Origin of the sequence: Nonomuraea sp. NPDC049758, assembly GCF_040674635.1 — a bacterium.
Taxonomy (GTDB): domain Bacteria; phylum Actinomycetota; class Actinomycetes; order Streptosporangiales; family Streptosporangiaceae; genus Nonomuraea.
Genome location: NZ_JBFAMZ010000003.1, coordinates 574880 through 590822, shown reverse-complemented (window position 1 = coordinate 590822; position 15943 = coordinate 574880). Strand labels below are relative to the sequence as shown.

At 72.1% G+C, this 15943-nt stretch carries 15 protein-coding genes; 7 read left to right on the top strand and 8 right to left on the bottom strand.

The annotated features are described in order from the left end of the window. Position 1: 1 nt before the first annotated feature. Both AB0J46_RS10830 and AB0J46_RS10825 read left to right on the top strand, forming a co-directional pair. Entirely contained in the window at positions 2 to 1261 is a 1260-nt protein-coding gene (locus tag AB0J46_RS10830; protein ID WP_352357847.1) for a cyclopropane-fatty-acyl-phospholipid synthase family protein, read from the top strand. A 198-nt stretch (positions 1262 to 1459) separates the two neighbouring features. Then, positions 1460 to 1822, top strand: a complete 363-nt coding sequence (locus AB0J46_RS10825; protein WP_358284134.1) for a DUF488 family protein — start codon at positions 1460 to 1462, stop codon at positions 1820 to 1822. 12 nt (positions 1823 to 1834) lie between these two features. Here AB0J46_RS10825 and AB0J46_RS10820 read toward each other — a convergent pair whose 3' ends face one another. From AB0J46_RS10820 to AB0J46_RS10810, 3 genes are read right to left on the bottom strand one after another with little or no spacing between them, the layout of a single operon-like run. Continuing rightward, entirely contained in the window at positions 1835 to 2854 is a 1020-nt protein-coding gene (locus AB0J46_RS10820) for a phosphotransferase (RefSeq protein WP_364329354.1), read from the bottom strand. Between the two features lie 9 nt (positions 2855 to 2863). Next, positions 2864 to 3565, bottom strand: coding sequence for an HAD-IA family hydrolase (locus tag AB0J46_RS10815; RefSeq protein WP_364329351.1), 702 nt, complete (start codon positions 3563 to 3565; stop codon positions 2864 to 2866). 50 nt (positions 3566 to 3615) lie between these two features. Further along, entirely contained in the window at positions 3616 to 5151 is a 1536-nt protein-coding gene (locus AB0J46_RS10810; protein ID WP_364329348.1) for a long-chain fatty acid--CoA ligase, read from the bottom strand. A gap of 199 nt (positions 5152 to 5350) precedes the next feature. On the opposite strand from AB0J46_RS10810, the gene AB0J46_RS10805 reads away from it, so the two are divergent. Both AB0J46_RS10805 and AB0J46_RS10800 read left to right on the top strand, forming a co-directional pair. Continuing rightward, complete coding sequence (locus tag AB0J46_RS10805; RefSeq protein WP_364329345.1) at positions 5351 to 6895, top strand: GMC family oxidoreductase N-terminal domain-containing protein; 1545 nt, start codon at positions 5351 to 5353, stop codon at positions 6893 to 6895. A 54-nt stretch (positions 6896 to 6949) separates the two neighbouring features. Continuing rightward, complete coding sequence (locus tag AB0J46_RS10800; protein WP_364329341.1) at positions 6950 to 8203, top strand: cytochrome P450; 1254 nt, start codon at positions 6950 to 6952, stop codon at positions 8201 to 8203. 158 nt (positions 8204 to 8361) lie between these two features. On the opposite strand, the gene AB0J46_RS10795 is transcribed toward AB0J46_RS10800, so the two are convergent. Next, positions 8362 to 8973 (bottom strand): TetR/AcrR family transcriptional regulator C-terminal domain-containing protein, encoded by a 612-nt coding sequence (locus AB0J46_RS10795; protein WP_364329339.1) that lies wholly within the window; start codon positions 8971 to 8973, stop codon positions 8362 to 8364. 49 nt (positions 8974 to 9022) lie between these two features. On the opposite strand from AB0J46_RS10795, the gene AB0J46_RS10790 reads away from it, so the two are divergent. Beyond that, the gene (locus AB0J46_RS10790) at positions 9023 to 9427 is read left to right on the top strand and encodes an ester cyclase (protein WP_364329336.1); all 405 of its coding nucleotides are present in this window, start codon (positions 9023 to 9025) and stop codon (positions 9425 to 9427) included. Here the strand turns inward: AB0J46_RS10790 and AB0J46_RS10785 are convergent. Beyond that, a complete protein-coding gene (locus AB0J46_RS10785) occupies positions 9369 to 9638 on the bottom strand; it encodes a hypothetical protein (protein ID WP_364329333.1) in 270 nt (89 codons plus the stop codon). The genes AB0J46_RS10790 and AB0J46_RS10785 overlap by 59 nt on opposite strands. Before the next feature lie 354 nt (positions 9639 to 9992). After that, on the bottom strand, positions 9993 to 10244 hold the full coding sequence (locus AB0J46_RS10780) for an MFS transporter (RefSeq protein WP_364329330.1): 252 nt from the start codon (positions 10242 to 10244) through the stop codon (positions 9993 to 9995). 86 nt (positions 10245 to 10330) lie between these two features. Between AB0J46_RS10780 and AB0J46_RS10775 the strand changes: the two genes are divergently transcribed. Continuing rightward, a complete protein-coding gene (locus tag AB0J46_RS10775; protein ID WP_364329327.1) occupies positions 10331 to 11170 on the top strand; it encodes an alpha/beta hydrolase in 840 nt (279 codons plus the stop codon). An 87-nt stretch (positions 11171 to 11257) separates the two neighbouring features. Here the strand turns inward: AB0J46_RS10775 and AB0J46_RS10770 are convergent, their stop codons facing one another. After that, entirely contained in the window at positions 11258 to 12466 is a 1209-nt protein-coding gene (locus tag AB0J46_RS10770) for an RNA methyltransferase (RefSeq protein ID WP_364329324.1), read from the bottom strand. Positions 12467 to 12695: 229 nt separating this feature from the next. Here AB0J46_RS10770 and AB0J46_RS10765 point away from each other — a divergent pair, with 229 nt between their 5' ends. Continuing rightward, complete coding sequence (locus tag AB0J46_RS10765; RefSeq protein WP_364329321.1) at positions 12696 to 13937, top strand: cytochrome P450; 1242 nt, start codon at positions 12696 to 12698, stop codon at positions 13935 to 13937. 24 nt (positions 13938 to 13961) lie between these two features. Here AB0J46_RS10765 and AB0J46_RS10760 read toward each other — a convergent pair whose 3' ends face one another. After that, on the bottom strand, positions 13962 to 15635 hold the full coding sequence (locus tag AB0J46_RS10760) for a hypothetical protein (protein WP_364329318.1): 1674 nt from the start codon (positions 15633 to 15635) through the stop codon (positions 13962 to 13964). Positions 15636 to 15943: the final 308 nt, after the last annotated feature.

The following is a 15943-nucleotide window of genomic DNA, read 5'->3' as shown; positions in this document are numbered from 1 at the left end:
CATGGCTCTCGCAAGCATCTTTGAGAAGATCGTCGGCTCTGACGCGAACATCTCGTTCATGGCCTATGACGGCAGCAAGGCCGGTCCCGACGGCGCCGACCTCGGTCTTGAGGTCAAGTCGCCCATCGCGGTGGCCTACCTGGCACAGGCCCCCGGGGAACTGGGTCTGGCCAGGGCGTACATCTCGGGGCACATCGACGTGCACGGCGATCTGTACACCCTGCTCGACCGCATGTGGAACATCACCACCAACGACCTGACCGCAGGCGAGAAGCTCGCCGCCGTACGGTCGCTGGGCGTCAAGCCGTTGCTGATGCGGGTGCCGCCGCCCCCGCAGGAGGTGCGTCAGAGCGCCCTGGCCCGGCTCGGCTCGCGGCACGCCAAGCAGCGTGACGCCGAGGCGATCCACCACCACTATGACGTGTCCAACCGGTTCTACCGGTGGGTGCTGGGGCCGTCCATGGCCTACACGTGCGCGACCTACCCCGAGGAGGGCGCGACGCTGGAGGAGGCCCAGTACACCAAGTTCGACCTGGTGGCCAGGAAGCTCGACCTCAAGCCGGGCATGCGCCTGCTCGACGTCGGCTGCGGCTGGGGCGGCATGGTCATCCACGCCGCCAAGCACTACGGCGTGAAGGCGCTGGGCGTGACGCTGAGCCGCCAGCAGGCCGAGTGGGCCCAGAAGGCGATCGCCGACGAGGGCCTCCAGGACCTCGCCGAGGTGCGCTTCATGGACTACCGCGACGTGCGGGAGACCGGCTTCGACGCGGTCAGCTCCATCGGCCTGACCGAGCACATCGGCAAGGACAACGTCCCGTCGTACTTCGAGTTCCTCTACGGCAAGCTCAAGCCCGGCGGCCGGCTGCTCAACCACTGCATCACCCGTCCGACGGGCAAGGAGAAGACGTTCAACAAGGGCGGCTTCATCAACCGCTACGTCTTCCCCGACGGCGAGCTGGAGTCGGTGGGCTGGCTGATCAGGCAGATGGAGGACATCGGCTTCGAGATCCGCCACGAGGAGAACCTGCGCGAGCACTACGCCAAGACCCTGCGCCACTGGTGCGACAACCTCGACGCCAACTGGGACGAGGCCGTCCAGGAGGTCGGGATGGGCACGGCCAGGGTGTGGGCCCTGTACATGGCGGGCTGCATCGTGGGCTTCGAGCGCAACAAGGTCCAGCTGCACCAGGTGCTGGGCGTCAAGCTCGACGACGACGGCCGGTCCGGCGTGCAGCTGCGCCCGGCGGTCAACTGGCCGTGACGGGCGGGAGAGGGCCCGTCGCCCTCTCCCCACGTCTCACCCCGCAGGTGGCGCGCAGGTCGTGGAGCACGGGCGGCAGCGTGTCGGGGATCGGCTCGTCCACAACCCGGATCCTAGACGTCCCCCGGCCGGGTCCCTGAACGGCGCTTGGCATCGTCCGGCGTAGCGTGGTCTCACGGTCGGAAGGAGGGGCGGACGGTGACGGCTGGGAACAAGGTCCGGGTGCGCCGGGTCTACGAGGAGCCCGCGCCGGACGACGGCGCCCGGGTGCTGGTCGACCGGCTGTGGCCGCGCGGGCTGGCCAAGGCCGACGCCCATCTCGACGAATGGTGCAAGCAGGTCGCTCCCTCCACCGAGCTGCGCACCTGGTACCGGCACGACCCCGACCGGTTCGCGGAGTTCGGCGACCGCTACCGGGACGAGCTGGCCGAGCCGGAGCGGGCCGAGGCGGTCGCCCACCTGCGCGAGCTCGCCGGGAAGGGCCCGCTGACCCTGCTCACCGCCACCAAGCAGCCCGAGATCAGCGAGGCAGCGGTGCTCGCCGAACTGCTCGGCGCCTGACCGCCGGGACGCTCAGCGGGCGGAGGCCCCGCCGGCGGCCAGGCCGTCGAGCGTGCGGGTGAGGAAGTGCCAGCTCAGCTCGGCGTCGCGGGTGTGGCCGTGCGGGGCGCGGAACAGGGCGACGTACTGGGTCACGTCGTCGAGGCTCCAGCGCAGCCGGTAGAGGGCCAGGGCGGCGGGGTCGGGCGTACGGCCGGTGGCGGCCGCGTACCTGGCCAGGTCGCCGGGGGTCCTGGCGACCAGCCACAGGTCCCGTTCCGGCACGGCCAGGCCGACGGTGTCCCAGTCGATCAGCAGGCAGCGGCCCTCGTGCCGGAGCACGTTGCCGGGGTGGGGTTCGCCGTGGGTGACGACGGGCGGGCCGAGGTCGCGGCAGCCGCGGTCGAAGTCGCCCAGCCGGGCGTGCAGGGTTCCGGCGTGCCGGTCGAGCAGGGCTCGGGCCCGCTCGGCGTACGGGCCGCCGGTCCACGGGCGGCCGGTCTCGGCGAGGGCCCGCTCCAGCGCCGCCCGTCCGGCCGGCTGCAGCGGGCGGGACGGGGTCGACGGGGGCGGGGGCGTGCCGTGCAGTTCGGCCAGCAGGTCGATGACCTGGGCGCGGTCGTGCTCGGCCGGCTCGTCGTCGAAGCCGCCGGTGACGCCGTCGACGAACGGGAAGACGCTCAGCGCGTACCGGGTGGCGAGCGGGCGGAGCAGCGCGCCGCCGTCGAGGTCCGGCACGGGGGCGACCACGAACTTCAGGGTCGCTGACAGGGCCGCCGCCGTCTCCAGCGCGCGCCCCAACTTCCCGAACGCCACCCGCGCCCCTCCGCCCAGGCCACCGGCCGCCCGTGGCTCGCGGGGGAGGGGGGCAGTCGGTGCGGAGGGCAGGGTGGCGACGGTGAGGAACCAGCGTCGTCCGTCGGCGCCGGTCGCGATCCAGTGGTGGTCGCCGAAGCCCACCGGCGCGTACGCCAGCCCGACGGCCTTGATCCCCCACGCCTCCAGGGCGGGCGCCAGCAGCGATTCGTCCAGATCCGCGGGCTTGTCACGCATCCGGCCACATTAGCGACCGCCCCCGCCGCCGGGCATCCCGATGAGCAGCTCCATGGCCGCCAGCACGTCGTCCACCGTGAGGTCCGCCGGGGGAGCCGCCGCGCCCGTCCCGCGGTCGATCCAGATCGTCCGCAATCCGGCCGCGCGTCCGCCCGCGATGTCCTTCTCCGAGTCGTCGCCCACCATCCATCCGCCCGCCGGCACGGCTCCGCACCGGTCGGCGGCGATCCGGAACAGTCGCGCGCCGGGTTTGCGCACGCCCTCCGCACCGGAGATCGCCCATCCGTCCACCCGCTCGGCCAGCCCGGTACGCCGGATCTTGCCCGTCTGGTTGTCGGTCATCCCGTTCGTCGCGATCCCGACCGCCCACCCCGCCGCCCGCAGCCGGTCGAGCCCCGCCAGCACCTCGGCACGGCACTCCACCAGCCACGGCAGCCTGGCCCGGTAGGCCCGCCACAACTCCTCGCCGGGCTCGGCAAGCGCGAAGCGCTCGCGTACGCGGGCGAAGAAGACGTCCATCGGCACGGAGCCGTCGGCGTCCAGCCGTACCAGCCAGTCCACGGCGTCCGGGCCCAGCCCGCGCCCCGCGGCGAACTCGGCCGCCCACAGCCGGAACGCCGCCAGCCGGTCGATCAGCGTGTTGTCCAGGTCGAACAGCACGAGCGGGCGGGCCTTGGCGATCGGCTCAGCGGCCGGCTCGACGATCGGCACAGGGGGCGGCGCGGCCGGAAGGCGCGGGCCGGGGCCCGCGCCGCGGCCGGTCAGCGGAGCTCGCGCTTGAGGATCTTGCCCGTGGCCGTCATCGGCAGGGCGTCGCGGAACTCGACGATCCTCGGGTACTTGTAGGCCGCCATGTTCTCCTTGGCCCAGGCGATCAGCTCGTCCTCGGTGACCGACGAGCCGGGCGTGCGGATGACGTACGCCTTGACCTCCTCGCCGTGCGACTCGTGCGGGACGCCCACGACCGCCGCCAGCGACACCGCCTCGTGGGTCATGAGCACCTCCTCCAGCTCGCGCGGGTAGACGTTGAAGCCGCCCCGGATGATCATGTCCTTGGCCCGGTCGACGATGGCGTAGTAGCCGTCGGCGTCGCGGGTGGCGATGTCGCCGGTGCGGAACCAGCCGTCCTTGAGCACCTCGGCCGTCGCCTCCGGGCGGCCGTAGTAGCCCTTCATGACGTTGTGGCCACGGATGGCGATCTCGCCGGGGCCCTCGCCCTCGACCGTCTTCCAGTCGCCGTCGATCAGCTTCATCTCCACGCCCCAGATGGGCGTGCCGATCGTGCCGGGCTTGGTGGGCCGTCCGAGCTGGTTGAAGCTGGCCACGGGGGAGGTCTCCGACAGGCCGTACCCCTCCAGGATGCCGATGCCGAAGGTCTGCTCGAAGTCCTTCAGGACCTCCACCGGCGAGGACGCGCCGCCGGCCACGGCCACCTTCAGACTGCGCGGCACCTCGGCGCCCTCGGCGTGGATCTTCGTGAGCATGCCCCAGTACATCGTCGGGACGCCGGCGAAGGTCGTCACGCTCTCCTTGCGCATGAGCTCCAGGGCCTCGCCCGGCTCGAAGCGCGGCATCAGCACGACCGTCGCGCCGCGCATGAAGGCGGTGTTCATGACGGTCGTCTGGCCGAAGGAGTGGAACAGCGGCAGCACCGCGAGGTAGGTGTCGCCGCCCTCGCTGCGCGGGAACATCCGGTCGCTGATCAGGGCGTTCATCAGCATGTTCTGGTGGCTGAGCTCGGCGCCCTTGGGCTGGCCCGTGGTGCCCGAGGTGTAGAGGATCACGGCGGTGTCCTCGGGGTCGGTCTGCACCGTCTCGAAGTCGGCCGGCACGCCGTTGAGCGCCGCCCACACCGTCTCGCCGTACGGGGACTCGGTGGCCAGCGGGGTGGCGGGCAGCACGAAGAAGTGCTCGCAGCCGGCCGCGGCCTCGAAGCCCGCCTTGCCGCGCTCACCCAGCGGCAGCTCCGGCGAGCCCTCGAAGCAGAACAGCGCCTTGGCGTCGCTGTCGTCGAGGTGGTAGGCGATCTCCCGGCCCTGCAGCAGCACGTTCAGCGGCACCACGGTGGCGCCGGCCTTGAGGATGCCGAAGTAGACGAACGGGAAGTACGGCAGGTTGGGACAGGCCAGCGCCACCTTGTCGCCCTTGCCGATGCCACGCGACACCAGCAGGTTCGCCACCTGGCGGGCGACAGTGTCGATCATGCCGTACGGCAGGCGCATGTCGCCGAAGACGATCGCCGTGCCGTCGGGGTTGTTTCTGGCGCTGTCCTCCAGGACGACCGACAAGTTGAGCATGAACGCCTTCCTCCTCTGTACGCGCTTGCCCGCCATCTTGGCATCAGCCCATACCGACCGGTAGGGCGAATTTCATTCGGCCCTGCTGCGGCCCGCTGAACGCGGGCCGCAGTAGGTAACAGAGGTTACAGATGCATATGGACGCGCCAGCTCACCTGGAGTAAGCAAGTGGCAGGTTACTTAGCCCCCTGGAGTGCTCATGCAGTACGACTACGTGATCGTCGGAGCGGGGTCCGCCGGGTGCGTGCTGGCCAACCGGCTGTCGGCGGACCCGTCGGTGTCGGTGGCGCTGGTCGAGGCGGGCGGGCATGACGACAAGCTGGAGATCCGCATGCCCGCCGGCTTCGCCAAGCTGTTCAAGACCGACTACGACTGGAACTTCACGACGGCCAAGCAGGGCGAGATGTCCGGCCGCGAGCTCTACTGGCCGCGCGGCCGGGTGATCGGCGGCTCGTCCTCGCTCAACGCGCAGATGTGGGTGCGCGGCTGCCAGGAGGACTACGACCAGTGGGGGGTGCCCGGCTGGACGTACGAGGAGGTCCTGCCGTACTTCACCAGGGCCGAGCAGCGTGTCGGCAGCAACCACGGCGGCGTCTACGGCACCTCCGGCCCGCTCTACGTCTCCGAGCTGCGCAGCCCCAACGTCACCACGGCGGCCTTTCTACGGGCCTGCGAGGAGCTGGGCCTGACCCGGCTGGCGGAGCTGAACGGCCGCTCCAACGAGGGCTACTGCCCCACCCCCGTCACCCAGAACCGCGGCCGCAGGTGGAGCGCCGCGGACGCCTACCTGCGCCCGGCCGCCGCCAGGCCGAACCTCACCGTGCTCACCGGCGCGACCGTGGACCGCGTGGTGTTCGAGGGCTCCCGCGCCGTCGGCATCGAGCACAGCGGCGGCACCGTGGTCAGAGCGGCCAGGGAGGTCGTCCTGTCGGCGGGGGCGATCGGCTCGCCGTACCTGCTGATGCGCTCCGGGGTGGGCGCGGCCGAGGAGCTGCGCGACGCGGGGGTGCCGGTCGTGCGCGAGCTGCCCGAGGTCGGCAAGAACCTCCAGGACCACCTCGCCTCCGGCGTGTACGTCGAGTGCAAGGAGCCGGTGACGCTGACCAAGGCCGAGTCCCTGGTGAACCTGCTGCGCTACATCGTGCTGCGCTCTGGCATGCTGACCACGAACGTCGGCGAGGCGGTCGCCTTCGTACGGACGTCGGCCGAGGAGCCCGCCCCCGACATCGAGCTCGTCTTCGCCCCCGGCCCGTTCGTCGACCACGGGCTCACCCCGCCGACCGGCCACGGCCTGACCGTCGGCGTCGTGCTGCTGCAGCCGCAGAGCCGCGGCAGGGTCGGGCTGAGCGGCCGCGACGTGCTGATCGACCCCGGATATCTGAGCGCGGAGGCCGACGTCAAGCGCCTGGTCGCCGGGCTGAAGACGGCCAAGCAGGTGTTCGCGACGAGCGCGATGAAGCGGTACGCGGGCGGCCCGATGGCGCCGTACTGGGGGCCGGAGAGCGACGAGGAGCTGGCCCGGTGGGTGCGCGAACGCGGCGAGACCCTCTACCACCCCGTCGGCACCTGCCGGATGGGCACCGACGAGGGGTCGGTCGTGGACCCGTCGCTCCGGGTGCGCGGTCTCGAAGGGCTCAGGGTGGTGGACGTGTCCGTCATGCCGACGCTCAACCGCGGCCACACGCACGCCCCGGCGATCATGATCGGCGAGAAGGGCTCGGAGTTGATCCTGGGAAACCGGTAGCCGCGATGCGGCGGACCTTGACGTAAGTGAGCACTTGCCCAAGGCTTGTACGGTATGACGCTCTCCGCGGATCTGGACATCTCGCAGATACCGTTCTGGGGACTGCCGCAGGCGGACCGCTTGGAGACCTTCCGCCGCCTGCGCCGGCTCGAACGGCCCCTCTTCGTGCCGGAGCAGACCGTGCCGTTCATCGGCGGCGGGCCCGGCTACCACGCCCTCGTCCGCCACGCCGACGTCACCGAGGCCAGCAGGAACGCGGCCGTCTTCAGCAGCGAGCCGTGCTCCAACAGCATCCCGGACATGCCGCGCTGGCTCAGCGTCTACTTCGGCTCGATGATCAACATGGACGATCCGCGCCACGCCCGTCTGCGCAGGATCGTCTCCAGGGCCTTCACCCCGCGCATCCTGTCGAAGATGGAGGAGGACCTGGCCAGGGCCGCCGCCGAGATCGTGGACGAGGCGATCGAGCAGGGGCCGGGCGACTTCGTGGCGCAGGTCGCCGCCCGGCTCCCCGTACGGGTCATCTGCGACATGATGGGGATTCCGCCGAAATTTCATGACCTGGTGTTGCGGCGGACCAACGTCATCCTCGGCAACGCCGACCCCGAGTACACCGGCATCGACCCGAACTTCAGCCGCGTCAACGTCGCCCGCGGCCTGGCCAAGCTGCTGCGCGCCGGCTACTCGCTGAACCGGATGGCCGCCCGCCTCGGCGACGAGCGCCGCAAACGCCCGACCGGCGACCTGGTCAGCCTGCTCGTGGGCGGCGAGGAGCGGCTCAGCCCGCAGGAGCTGGGGTCGTTCTTCATCCTGCTGGTGGTGGCCGGCAGCGAGACCACCCGCAACGCCATCGCCTACGGGCTGAAGCTGTTCACCGACCATCCCGGCCAGCGGGAGCTGCTGCTGGCCGACTTCGACGCGCGCGTCGGCCGGGCGTGCGACGAGATCGTGCGCTACGCGACCCCGGTGATCCAGTTCCGCCGCACGCTGACCCGGGACCACGAGATGAACGGCGTGCCGTACAAGAAGGGCGACAAGGTGCTGCTCTTCTACAACTCGGCCAACCGCGACGAGTCCGTCTTCACCGACCCGGACGTCTTCGACATCACCCGCGACCCCAACCCGCACGTCGGCTTCGGCGGCCCGGGGCCCCACTACTGCCTGGGCGCCCACCTCGCACGCAGGGAGATGAGCGTGATGTTCCGCGAGCTGTTCACCCGCCTGCCCGGCATCAGGACGGTCGGCGAGCCCGACTTCCTGCTGTCGAACTTCATCAACGGCATCAAGCGCCTGCCGTACACGTTCTGACCGCCTCGGCCAGGCCGTCGTCCGCGCGGGCCAGGCCGCGAACCCGTCGAGCAGGATGCGCTGCGCCGTACCGGACTGTCGGGGCAGGGCGGTCGGCCCCTGGATTCGCGAGGTGATGGCCACCGGCGCCTGCCCGGAGCTCCGGGGGGCCGACGACCTCAGCTTCCTCCTTCGGGGGTTCGCGGCGCGAATCCGCTGAGCAGGGCCGCCACGGCCAGCTCGAAGCGCTCCCGGTGGTCCTCGGGCGTGCCGAGGCCGTCGGCGACCGCCCGTGCCAGCACCGGATGATCGGCCAGGTCCAGGTCGGGCTGCCGCGGGCTGTCCGGGCCCGCCTCGGCCAGCGTGTGCCCGATCACGAACGTCGACACCGCGTTGATGACGTGCAGCGCCTCCTTGGCCGTGAAACCCGCCCGGGTCAGCGCGGCGGCGGCGCCTTCGACCATGCCCAGGGCTCCCGGCGTGGCCACCGGCCGGATCGCGACCACCGGCATGAGCGCGGGATGCCGCAGCAGCTCGGCCCTGATCGACTCGGCGAACGCCCGCATCCACCCCCGCCAGTCGCCGGAGGGCTCGATCGTGACGCGGGAGAGCACCAGCTCGACCAGCCCGTCGAGGACCGCGTCCTTGTTCGGCACGTAGTAGTAGAGCGTCATCGCCTCCACGCCCAGCTCCTTGCCCAGCTTGCGCATGGACAGCCCGGCCGCGCCCTCGCGGTCGAGGAGTTCGAGGGCCGCCTCCAGCACCCGCTCCCTTGACATCCGGTCTCTCATACACCGTAAGATACTGCCGTCTTACACCGTAAGAGAGAGAGGGGCGACCGTGATCGCCGACTTCTTCGCCGCCGTCAACGAACGCCGCCTCGACGACCTGGGCGACTACCTGGCCCCCGACGTCGTCGACCACAACAAGATCATTTTTGGTGAGCCGGACGAGCCCGGCGCCGCTTTCGAGGGCATCCGGATGCAGCTCGACGCGTTCGACCCGTTCCACATCGAGGTCGAGGAGGTCGTCGCCGAGGCGGACAAACTGGTCGCCCGGATCCGCATGACCGGCACGCACTCCGGCACCCACCCGCGCATGCCCACGCCCACCGGGCGCAGCTTCGAGGTCGAGGCGATCTTCCTGGTCACCCTGCGCGAGGGGCGGATCAGCGAGATCCGCGCGGTCAGCGACCGGCTGGGCCTGTTCCTCCAGCTGGGCTGGGACTGGCCGGAGACCGACTGACCCGCCTGCCCGCCAGGGCCAGCGGCAGCCGCGCGCCCGCCAGCGCCAGCCCGGCCGCCACCGGCAACATCGTGGACACGCCCGACCGGTACGGCGCCGCCAGCACCGCCACGCCCACCGCCGTGCCGACCTGCTTGAGCGTGTTCACCGTCCCGGTGGCCATGCCCACCTGATCCATCGGCGCGGTCAGGCCGACCTGGTTGGCCACCACGTTGCCCGCGCCACAGCGTCGTGGCCGAGCCGACCGCGAACACCCCGTTCCGGAACACCCCGAAGTCGATCATCGGGGTCGCCGTCCGCCGCTCGGCGTAGACGAACGCCGCCAGCAGCGCCAGCCCGGCCACCAGCAGCAGCGGCACGTCGTGGATGAGCGCCGGGATGATGGCGAACAGCGCCGCGGCGACCAGCGCGACGCCCAGCGGGGCCAGGTGACCCCGGCCGCGCGACTCCGGCACCCGCTGCCGCAGCGCCACCACCACGAACACGCCGATCGGCAGGTTGATCAGGAAGATGGCCGGCCAGCCGAACGTCGCCGTCAGCACGCCGCCCACCACCGGGCCCAGCGTCATCGCCAGGCCGGAGACGGCGCCAGCGAGGCCACCGTGAAGACCGTCACGCCCACGGTCAGCATCCGGCGGCGGCCGTACCTGTCGGCCAGCACCCCGGCGGGCAGCAGGACGGCGGCCGGCGCCAGCGCGTACGCGTCCACCACCCACTGCACCTCGGCCAGGCTCGCCCCCAGGGCGGCGTGATCGTCACGGCGGTCAGGTCCACCGCCACGAGCACGACGGTCAGTGAGGCGAGGGCGAGAACCCATCCGCGCCGCATGCCCTGCTCCTCACGATGAAGGGCCCCTTGTGCAGTGGTGCTCCCGGAAGGAGGTGAATGCTAGGTTTCGCAGTCATGGAGATCAGAACGATCCATGCCAACGGTGTGGAGTTCGCGTATCTGACCGTGGGGGAGGGGCCGCTGGCGCTGTGCCTGCACGGGTTCCCCGACACCGCGCACACCTGGCGGCACCTGATGCCCGAGCTGGCCGGACGCGGCTACCGCGCCGTCGCGCCGTTCAGCCGCGGCTACGCGCCCACCGAGATCCCGGCCGACGGCGCGTACGAGGAGGCGGCCCTGGTCGCCGACGTGCGGGCGCTGCACGAGGAGCTCGGCGGCGACGAGAACGCGGTGATCATCGGACACGACTGGGGGGCCTTCCCCGCCTACGCCCTGGCCGGGCGTTTCCGCCGGGCGGTCGCGCTCGCGGTGCCGCCGCCGGGCGCGCAGCTTCTCGGGCTGCTGGCGTACGAGCAGCTCAAGCGGTCGTTCTACATCTTCCTGTTCCAGACCGTGCTGGCCGAGCCGGCCGTCGCCGACCCGGCCTTCCTCGACCGGTTGTGGCGGGACTGGTCGCCCGGCCACGACCCGGCCGAGGACCTGGCGTTCGTCCGGCGCAGCCTGGGCGAGCCCGCCAACATGGCGGCGGCCATCGGGTACTACCGCGCCGCGCTCGGCACCACGCCCCCCTCGGGGCGCTACCCGGACGTCGACCCCGCCACCGCGGGCCCGGTCCTGTACCTGCACGGCGAGCGCGACGGGTGCATGGGCGTGGAGATGGCCAAGGACGCGGCCGGCAGCCTGCCGCCGGGGTCGCGGGTCGAGCTGGTGGCGGACGCGGGCCACTTCCTGCACCTGGAACGGCCCGCGGAGGTCAACCGCCTCATCCTCGACTGGCTCGACCCCGCCTCCTGACCTCGGCGCTCACCGGGAGCCGACCGGCTCTCTTTGTAGCCGCGGCGCTCACCGGGTGGGGACCGGCTCGCCTCCTGACCTCGGCGATCACCGGGTGGCACCTCGTCCGGCTCGGGCCCGCCTGCCGAGTACGGTGATCACCGGGTGGCGTCCTGACAGGCTCACCGGGAGTGCCTGCTCGATCCTGAACCCGCGCGGGGCGGCGCCCGGTGTCCCGCCGGCGCCGGGATCGTCGTGGAGCAGCGCAACGGCCAGGCCGCCGGGTTCCAGCACCCGCCGCACCTCCCGCCACAACGGGTCCAGGCCGGGCCCGAGCAGGCCGCGCGGCGGCACCTGACGTCCCCAGGGCGGGTTCACCAGCACCCGCCGCACGCTTCCGTCCGCCACGGGGAGCCGTCCGGCGTCGGCGAGCCCCCAGCGGAACGGGCGAGGACCGTCCGGCGGAAGGGCGGCCCGAGCGTTCGCGGCGGCCGCCGCGGCGGCGACCGGGTCGCGGTCGAACCCGACGAACCCGACACCCCCGGAGAACCCGGAGCACCCCGGGAGCGCGGGTAGTCCGGGGAGGCTGGGGAGCCCGGAGGGTCGGGAGGGTCCGGAGAACTCGGCAGGCCCGGCAAGCCCGGCGGGTCCGGTGTGCGGCGGGAGCGTGAGTGCGTGGGCCTCGATGAGGGTGGTGCCCGCTCCGCAGCAGGGGTCGAGCACGACGCCGCCGAAGCCCTCCGCGCCCAGCCCGGCGAGCTGGGCCATCGCGGCGGCCAGCGGCGGGTGCAGCGTGCCCGGGATCGAGGCCGTCTTGTACGGCCTGCGGTGCAGCGGCCGGTCACCGGCCCGCCGCGCGATGACCGCCTGGTCGCCCTCGATCGTCACCCGCCACGCCGTCGCCCCCGCAGGTGGTCGGCCGCCGTCCCGCCGGGAGTGGTAGCGCAGCCGCCACGACCGGGCCAGCTCGGTCCCGACGGCGTCCTCGATCTCGTGCCTGGTGTAGTTGCGGCGTCCCACGAACGAGGCCGAGACCTCGACGTCGGGGCCGCCGGGCGGGCCGAGGTCGATCCCGCGGGCCGCCCGCGCCAGCCGGGCGAGCGCGGAGCGGCCGTGGCCGACCCCGTCCACCACGGCCGCGGCCAGCAGTACGTCGTCCGCGGTGCGCAATCCCAGGAGCCCGGCGCCGGGCCGGACCTCGAACCACACCTCCCGATGGCGGACGCCGACGACGACCCCGAGACGGGCACGCCGAATCTCCGCCGCGACCAGGGGTTCGGTGCCACGCACCGCCCTGGCCACCGCCAAGGTGAGCAACTGTTCTTCTCCCACGTAGCGACCCGGGACGGCGGCAGGCCGCCCCGCATCACCGGCGGTGGGTCAGCCCACGGCCCGCCGGCGGATCGCTAGCCGAGGAGGAAGAAGAACGTCATGCGCGGCACCCTACAAAAGCCCCGACCGCACGAGCCACCGGTTTTTCCAGCAGCCACGTACGGTGTACGTCGAACCCATTGACGTAAGTGGTCGCTTTCCGAATGATGGCCCTATGACCGTCCTGGACTTCGACCTTTCGGACCGGAACTTCTGGGCCAGGCCCATGGGCGAGCGCGAGGCGGCGTTCGACCGGTTGCGCGCCCGCGAGACGCCGGCCTTCTTCGAGGAGATGGAGATGGCCGTCGCGCCCAAGGGGCCCGGCTACTACGCGCTGGCCAGGCACGCCGACATCCTGGAGGCGAGCCGCAATCCCGAGGTCTTCTGCTCCGGCGACGGCGGCGCGACGAACATCCCCGACATGCCCGCCGAGTTCGCCGAGTACTTCGGCTCCATGATCAACATGGACGACCCCCGGCACGCCCGGCTGCGCAGGATCGTCTCCCGGGCGTTCACCCCCAAGATGATCAAACAGTTCGAGTCGGACGTCGAGGCCGCCGCCGTGCGCATCGTGGACGACCTGGTGGCCGCCGGTCCCGGCGGCGACTTCGTCACCGACGTGGCCGCGCGCCTTCCGCTGAAGATCATCTGCGACATGATGGGCATCCCCGAGCGCGACTACCGGTTCGTCTTCGACCGCTCGAACATCATCCTCGGCGGCTTCGACCCCGAGTACACCGGCGGCGACCTCGACCAGCTCGCCACCCGGCTGCTCACCGCCGGGATGGAGCTGCAGCAGCTCGTCCAGGACCTCGCCGCCCACCGCGCCGCCAACCCCACCAACGACCTGACGTCCTCGCTGGTCAACGCCAACATCGACGGCGAGCGGCTGACGATGCAGGAGCTGGGGTCGTTCTTCATCCTGCTGGTGGTCGCGGGCAACGAGACGACCAGGAACGCCATCTCCCACGGCCTGCGCCTGCTCACCGAGAACCCCGACCAGCGCGCCCTGTGGCTGGAGGACGTCGAGGGTCGCGCCCCCGGGGCCGTGGAGGAGATCGTCCGGCTGGCCTCGCCGGTGAACTTCATGCGCCGCAAGGTCACCCGCGACCACGAGATGAACGGCCACCTCTACCGCGCCGGCGAGAAGGTGGTGCTGTTCTACTGGGCGGCGAACCGGGACGAGCGGGTGTTCGCCGACCCGTACCGCTTCGACATCACCCGCCACCCCAACCCGCACGTCGGCTTCGGCGGGCCGGGGCCGCACTTCTGCCTCGGCGCCCACCTGGCCCGGCGGGAGATCACGGTGATGTTCCGCGAGCTGCTGCGCCGGGTGCCGCAGATCGAGGGCGGCAGGCCCGACCGCCTGCACTCGTCGTTCATCAACGGGATCAAGCACATGGAGTGCACGTTCTGAGCCGGGCGCCGCGGCGCCCGGCCCTCAGGACTGCGCGCTCAGCTTGAGCTGGTTCATCACGGTACGGATGTCCGGCAGGAGCTGCTTGCCCTCGTCCGGGATCGACACGAACACGATGGCGGGCACGCTGCCGCCGGTGTTGACCGCCATCGTGACGATCGTGGCCTTCTCCGTGCCGGCGGTCATGGCGTACGCGATGAGCCGGCCGGTGGAGGCGCCCACCTTGATCGGCTGCTGCGCGATCTTCCTGACCTTGTTGCCGTCGGGGTAGAAGTCCTTGCGGGCCTGCAGCACCATGCGCCGGATGACCGGCTCCAGGTCGTCCTCCTGGTACAGGGAGGACAGGTTCGCCGGCAGCGGGCCCGACATGACCTGGGCGTACTTGTCGGGCGCGACCTCCGTGTACTGGCGGGTGTCGTAGCCGAACGTGGACTTGACCGTGGCCCGCTGGTCGAGCTGCCAGCTGCCGCCCAGCCGGGGCAGGGAGACCCCGGCCGCCGCGTCCTCGACCCGGCCGGTCACCGGGGACGCCTTGCCCGGGTACTTGGGCAGGGCCGGGATCGTGGTGGAGCGCTTGCCCGTGCCCGCCTTCGTGGGGCCGGCCGAGGCTGCGGGGGAGGAGGCGGTCTTGCCTTCCGGGGTGTCCTCGCCGGCCAGCGGGCCCGCGAGGAAGGCCCACAGCAGCGCCGCGATCAGGGCGATCACCACCGAGCCGCCGAGCGCGTAGATCCAGATGGGCTTGCCCGGCTCGTCGTCCAGGGAGTCGTGGTCGCCGCCCTGGTACTCGTCGCCGAAGACGTTGTTCCAGAGCTCCTGCTGGCGGTCGGGGGGCGGGGTGCGCGAGCCGCTGATCTGACCGGCCGTCACGAACCGGCGGTCGGGGTCGGAGGGGTCGCGGTTCAGGTTCGAGCCGGGGCGCGGCTGGTCGGGGTGGCCGTCGCCGGGCATGCCCGGTCCGGCCGGGGGCGCGCCGACGTGGGCCGCGGCGAGCGGGCCAGGGGGCATCGCGGGGTCGCCCACCATGGTGTCGGCCTGCCGGCCGCCGTACATGACGGTGTGCTCGTCGGCCGGGCCGGCGGACGGCCCGCCAGGCCCGCCGGGTCCGCCGGGCCCGTCGAGCGGCGACGGCGCGGGCTGGACGGGGGCGTCGAGCGGGCCGGGCGTGCGGCCCAGCGTGACCGTGCGGTCCAGCGGGTCGGCGGCGGAAGCCGACGGGCCGGGGGCGGGGGCGGGGGCGGGGGCGGGGCTGTTGGGCCAGGGCGCCGGCGTGGACAGGTTGGACCACGCGCCGGGGGACGGCGTCGGCGGCTGGGACCAGGCGGGCACCGGGTCCTGCGGCTGGGCCGGCTGCTGCTGCTCCGGCCAGGAGACGGGGACCTCCTGGCGGGGGGCCTCGGGCCAGCCCTGCTCCTGCCGGGGCGGGTCGGGCCAGGACGGCCGCGCCGGCTCCGGCCACGACGCGTCGCCGCCCCGCTGCTGCGCGCGGGAGTCGTTGCGAGGCAGGTCGTTCCGCGCTGAGTCGTTGCGTGGTGAGTCGTTGCGCGGGACGTCGGGCCAGGAGGCGTCGGGGCGCGGCGGCTCGGGCCAGGAGGGCGCCTGCGGGGCCTCGGGCCAGGACGGCTGGGCCGGGGCGGCCTCCGGCCACGACATCGGCACGCCGGAGGACTCCTGCCCGCCGGACGGCCAGGAGGAAGGCACGTCGTTGCGGACCTCCGGCCAGGACGGTGGCAGGTGCGACGCTCCGGAGCTCGCGGAATTCTCCGTTGCCATTGCTGCCGGCCCTCCCGAGGTTGTGTCCGGATGTGCCGCTATATCCGGATTTGACGTACCAGGCATGATCTCATGGGATTTTCCAGGAGATACGGCTGGTTTCGCAGCGAAACGAGCGAAGCCGTGCGGATCGGTTGGCGGATCCTGCAGCGGCAGGTCGCCCTCCGGTCGATCTGGCTCAGCTGGGTACGCCACGCGACGACAGTATTCTAAAGGGACATATGAGGTCACAACGG